At 46.3% G+C, this 6131-nt stretch carries 4 protein-coding genes; all 4 read right to left on the bottom strand.

Going from position 1 to position 6131, the window contains the following annotated elements:
- Positions 1-274: 274 nt before the first annotated feature.
- A complete protein-coding gene (locus CLFS41_RS14525; RefSeq protein WP_045092652.1) occupies positions 275-1156 on the bottom strand; it encodes a tyrosine-type recombinase/integrase in 882 nt (293 codons plus the stop codon).
- Between the two features lie 307 nt (positions 1157-1463).
- Entirely contained in the window at positions 1464-4238 is a 2775-nt protein-coding gene (locus CLFS41_RS14520; protein ID WP_045092651.1) for a transporter substrate-binding domain-containing protein, read from the bottom strand.
- A 158-nt stretch (positions 4239-4396) separates the two neighbouring features.
- On the bottom strand, positions 4397-5302 hold the full coding sequence (locus CLFS41_RS14515) for a dihydrodipicolinate synthase family protein (RefSeq protein ID WP_007871014.1): 906 nt from the start codon (positions 5300-5302) through the stop codon (positions 4397-4399).
- Between the two features lie 69 nt (positions 5303-5371).
- On the bottom strand, positions 5372-6130 hold the full coding sequence (locus CLFS41_RS14510; RefSeq protein ID WP_007871013.1) for a GntR family transcriptional regulator: 759 nt from the start codon (positions 6128-6130) through the stop codon (positions 5372-5374).
- Between the last annotated feature and the right edge of the window lies 1 nt (position 6131).

The raw sequence follows: 6131 nt of genomic DNA, 5'->3' as shown, positions 1-6131 counted from the left end.
GCTTTCATTCTGCGGTCAGCCAAATTATGGAAATACCACAGAATATTCATTCTGTGGTGCCATGTCAACATATTTAAATAATTAGGACTTAGACTCCTTGTATTTTATAACAAAAACTGGATGGAGTCAATATACATACACTTATTTTTCTCAAACCAAACAGACCGGGAAGGAAAATATATGCTTGCCGGCCTGTTTGTGCGTCAAAAAATACAATTGTTGTTTTTTCAATATACGAAACATCCCCCCATGTCCATCTCAACCTTGAAAAATACTATGGAAGTACCGCAGAATGAATATTCTGTGGTATTTTTTCGTCCACCACAATGTTCATCCGGTTCATCACCTTTTCATACTGTTTTATGCTGGCTGCCACATAGATCCGCGTTGTTTCAATGGAGGAATGGCCCAGGATGTCCGCCAGATGAGCCAGGTTTTTTTCAATCGCGTAAAAACTTTTAGCAAACAGGTGACGGAAATTATGGGGAAATACTTTTGATTTCTCCACCCCTGCTTCCTGGCATATCTTTTTCATGGAATGGCATATATTGCTTCTGTCCAGACACCGTCCGCTCCTGGTCCTGAAAATACAGCCGCTTTGTATTTTCATGTTTTTTATATATTCTTTCAGCTTTTTAACAAGATTTCTTGGAAAAATAATCACCCGGTACTTTCCTTTCAAATATATTTCCGCTTTTCCCTGGTCCACTGCTTCCACAGTTACATAGGGAAGTTCACTGATTCTGATGCCGGTGCCGTATAGAACCTGCATAAGGAAATACATCTGGGTCTTTCCCTGGCGGATGGTGGTTTCCAGCAGCCGCTTATAATCGCACTCGGTCATCTCCCTCTTTTCATCCACATATGCCTTTCTTTGGACCTTCAGGAATTTGACTTTATACATCTCCATGTTCATATATCTTAAATACGAGTTCACTGCTGATAATTTTCCGTTCACTGTCTGTGCCCTGCACTGTGTGCTTAGATACTGCCTATACTGTATGAGCATTTCTTTGTTTATTTCCCCAAACTTCCCAGCATCCATAAAATCCAACATTTCCGCTGCATCATGCAGATATTTACTGATAGTGGCATCTGATTTCTCCTCCATCTGCAGATAATCCGCAAATTCCTTTATAAGCCTTTCCCTTTCCATAACAACCTCCGTTTCATGGTCGTGTACTCCCAAAGTCTCCTTAGCATCCTGCTTTACGAGAATACACTAATCTTTTAATATGACCTTTTTAGTTTCTTTATTGTAAGGTATATTTATTCATCAAAAAACCGGGGGGTTATTTTCCGGTATGTTTCGGAATCAAAAAACCGCATCCACAACATTTCCTGTGAATACGGTTTTTTGCTTTTTTTATTCTGCTTATTCTGCGGGTGATATCAGAAATCGGATATTAGGGAAGACTGAAAATCCAGTCGGCAATGTCCTTGATCTCCGGGTTATCCTTCTCCTACCCCAAAAATCTCCTCAACACCCGGTAAAGTTCTTCCATCTCAAGAGGCTTTGCCAGATACTCGTCTATCCCGGCTTCCATTGCCTTTTTCCGGTCCTCCGCAAAGGCGTTTGCGGTCATGGCTGTAATGGGGGTTGATACTCCCAGGCTGCGTATGCGGCGGGATGCTTCATATCCATCCATCCGCGGCATCATAATATCCATAAAGATAAGGTCATACGTTCCCGGGCCCGTCTTTTCCATGGATTCCATGATCTCCACCGCCTCCAAGCCATCGGAGGCAGTGTCAACCGTGAGTCCGGCGTGTGACAAAATGGTGGCCGCGATCTCCCTGTTCACTTCATTGTCTTCAACCAGCAGGACTCGCTTGTCATTGTAAAGGGGCGCTTCTGATCTCTCCTTTTCTGTTTCAGCCGGACAGGTATCGATCTCAAGGCGGAATGAAACCGTTATCTCAGTCCCCTTTCCCAGCTCGCTTTCCACCTGGATCTCCCCGCCTATCATATCCACGATATGCTTGACAATAGACAGTCCTAAACCGGTTCCTTCCAGCTTGCTGTCCGTGCTGCTGTGCTCCCGTTCAAACGGCTCAAACAGCCGCTGCTGGAATTCTCTGCTCATGCCCCTTCCATTGTCGCTGACCTTCAGCTGGTATGCGGCCATATTTTCCTGATCCCATTCCTGTTCCGTCAAGCTTACCCTGATCCACCCGCCGGCTTTTGTGAATTTTACAGCATTGTTGATCAGGTTCATGGCAATGCGGTTTAAGTGATCCCCATCCCCGATCACGTGGTCATGGAGGAGACCGGACATGTCCATCTCAAATCTCAGCGATTTGTCTTTGGTCTGCTGCTCCACGATACCGGCAAGTCCGCTTAGCCTTTCTGTGATCTGAAAGGGTGCCCTCTTCTCGGTAAACTTCCCCTTCTCGATGGCGCTCATATCCAGAACATCATTGATAATGGCAAGCAGGTGGATGGAGGATTTTTTGATCTGGCGTACGCATCTTCGCATTTGGTCCACATTGTCCTCTTCCATCCCGGCAATGGTAGCCATCCCGATGATCGCGTTCATGGGAGTACGGATATCGTGTGATACATTGGCCAGGAAATCGGTCTTGGCCTGATTGGCTATTTCCGCATCATGCAGGGCCAGTCTGAGCCTCCGGTGATACCGTCTCTGCACAATAGTGGCTGTACATAAAACCGCGATTACGGCCAGAAAGAGGAACATGGCCGCCATCAACTGGGGAAACTCGTAGAACAATCTGGTGAGACTCATGGGACGCTCTCCGAATTCCGTATTCCTCCAGGTTACATTTTCCAAATAATAAGCATCCAGGCTGTTTACGCCTTTATTCAGAATCGTAAGCAGATTGGAATCCAGATGATGACCAACGCCAATACTGAAACGTTCATAGTGGGATGTGAGCACGGTTGCCAGTTCATTGTGTACATCATCAAACACAAACCGTTCCGCCTGGAAGGTATATGTATAGTAACCGTCCGCCTTTCCGCTGCGCACCGCATTGAGGCATTCTGCCACCGAGTCAAAATAAAGGACCTGGGCATCTCCCACCAGTTCAGGCAAAACCGTGGTAGCTGCAGCGCTGGGGCCAATGGTTGCCACCCGTTCCATTGTCCCGTGAAAATTTTTGCGGACGACCCAGGAAAAATCAGTTAATAAATAACTGTCGGTAATCTTCATCCCCATGGATTCCGCCCTGGAGAAATCGTCATGAATGTCCATACACAGATCCGCCTTATGTGAACTTAGCAGGTCCACATACTCTGGGCGGCTGGCTGTCTCTATGATCTCATAGCGGATGCCTGCCCTCCTGGCTATCTCGGCAAACAGTTCCGGCATGATCCCCCTCGCCGTTCCGTCCTCAAACCAGGAATATGGATAGCGGTCCGGGTTCATTGCAACTTTAAACACAGTGCCCTTCTGGTCGTTTAAAAACTCCCGCTCCTCCACTGACAGATGAAGCTGCTCGCCCATGCCTCTCTGATAGTATTTACTGTAAAGTCCATCCCTCCATTTAGGCGAATCCATATCCAATTTCTCAATAGCATTGTTTACCATGGACAGTATGTGGGAATCCCCTTTTTTTACCATCACATAGAAGGGAACCGTTTCAAACACATTTAAAATCCATTCATCTCTTAATGTCCTGAGATTACTGGTCAGGGCAGCGTCTATCCTTTGGTCTTGAAGGGCATCTGTCAATTCCTGTTCCGATATGAAATACTCAGGGACGTAGCTGAATCCATGTTCCCTGGCAAAATCTGCAAAGCGGTCATTTCTGCTGTTGTCAGCGATCATTCCCACACGGATTCCGTCATAGGTGGTGTAATTACCTGCCACCAGTCTGTCGTTGCCGGCTTTAACCGTTAAAATGGTGCTGCTGGAACCTATGTCACGCTCTGAAAAATCAAATTTTTCCAACCGCTCAGATGTTTTCTCCGCTGATGTAAGAAGGTCAAGTTCACCGGCCTCCAGCATCTCAAGCATCTGGGACCAATTCTTTTCATATCCTGTATATTCGTAAGTGACGTTTTCATATCGGGCCAGCAGCTGCAGGACCTCATAACCATAGCCGCTTTTATTTCCCATGTCATCCATCTCATGATAACCGTCATATTGAAAGAAACCAACGCGAAGCATCTCAGGGTTACTGTTTTTCTGTCCATAAGATACCGTAGGTATGGCCAATGCCATAAATACGGTACATATCAAAACCATGATCAGAATGCCTGAATGTTTTTTCATCCGCCCTCCATCTATCTGAATTCCTGCATTATTTCCTTAAATCAGTATAGCATAACCTGGGGCAAATACAAATATTTTTTTGGTGCAGGAGTTGTATGTGATGAGCCGTATAACATAGAAAGCCTCCGGGGCAAATCCGCCGGAGGCTTTGGGATCTTTTATGATTGGTTCATTTCCTTTATCCTTTTTATGATATTCATTTCTTCCTGTGGAAGCACCTCCACAAAGGGGCGGCTGACCTTGTTGGTACTGTACAGGCCCATCTCCCGCAGAGCCGTCTTGCATGCGCTCTGATATGCGCCGGTGTCAACCATCTCCAGGAAGGTGCAGTACTCCATGATCCGATCCTGCAGGGCCATTGCCTTCTCATAATCTTTTTGGTTGTGGGCGCTCCAAATGCCTGTAAGCTCTCCGGGTATCACGTTGGCTATGGAGGAGACAGAGCCGTCCCCGCCCACACAGTATGAGGGAAGCGTACAGTAGTCTTCCCCATTTAAGACGGAAAACTCAGGATCGCCCTTCATTGTATGTACAAGATTGGTAAAGTAAAAGAAATCATCCCCGCATGCCACCTTGATTCCACAGATGTTGGGATGCTTTGATAAAGCCATCACAGTTTCAGGATCCAGGCTCAGTTTGGTTTCCCCCGGCTGCTGATAAATCCACAGGGGCACCTTTGCCTTGTCGGCAATTGTCTGGTAAAACGTAAGTATGGCCCTCTGGTCGATCCTTGAATAATAGGGAGGGGTAAGCATTACTTCGTCCGCCCCTTCCTCCTGGGCCATTTTAAGTAATTCCAGTACATTTGCGGTGGAACAGTCGCTGATCAGCGCCACAAGAGGCACCCGTTTTTTTATTGTGTCTGCAGCAGCTTTTATTAACTGCCTTTTCTGCTCAAATGTCAGGTTAGCAAATTCCCCTGTTCCGCTTGGGATCAGGAGGGAATCCACCTGGTGTTCCAGCAGAAACAGCAGGTGCTCCTTAAATTCATTGATCGCTATTTCGCCGTTGATGTCAAACGGCGTTAAGACAGGGACCATGATTCCCTGAAAATGTTTGCCCATAACTTCCTCCAATACATATTCGAGCACCCTTGGAAACTCCAAGAGTACGCCTTATTATGTCTGCAGCCGTCACTCCCCGATCACATAAGTGGCCCGGTGCTGTCCGGCGTCCGTATCAACCACGATCTCATATTTGTCAGCCCTGTAAATACTCTCTTCCAGGGATATCAGCCTGTCGTACTGGTCATAGACCCTGCCTTCCATACGAAATGCAGGGGACTTCTTTTTCTGATCCAGGAGCTTTGCATGCTCCTCATCCAGCAGCACCGCGTTATATGTCTCATGTGATTTAAGCACACAGATATCATACGTATCCTTTAAAAATGCGTACAGGGAATTCCCCTGATATAAATGAATGATATCCCTGCAGGTTTCCGTTGTAAAGTAATTTGTCTCTATGCTGTAGGGAATCCCGGCAATCTTCCTGACCCTTACAAGTTTATATAATTCCGTCTTAAAGGGAACTTCAAACCGTTTGGAAAGGAGATGATCCGCCTTGATCTGCTCCGCGGATATGAGTTCTATGGTGCTTTCGATTCCCATTGCTTTGAACAGTTCAGTCCCGCTCTGCAGTACCGTAATATTGTTGGAAATCTTTTTATCCGTCAAAAAGGTGCCCTTCCCCCTTTTTCTGACCAGCAGATCTTCGGACACAAGATTTTCCACCGCATTGCGCACAGTGATCACACTGACCCCATACTTTTCTACGATCTCCTTATCGCTTAAAAACAGATCGCCCGGTTTGTACTGGGTCATTACCAGTTTCCTTAATTCTTCCGTCAACTGATAGGTTAATGTCAATGGACCTTCCCGTTCTAACTTTTTCATA

The organism is Clostridium sp. FS41, assembly GCF_000954015.1.
GTDB lineage: Bacteria > Bacillota > Clostridia > Lachnospirales > Lachnospiraceae > Enterocloster > Enterocloster citroniae.
Note: the sequence above shows the minus strand (reverse complement) of the source record. Positions and strands in the feature narration are given on the sequence as shown.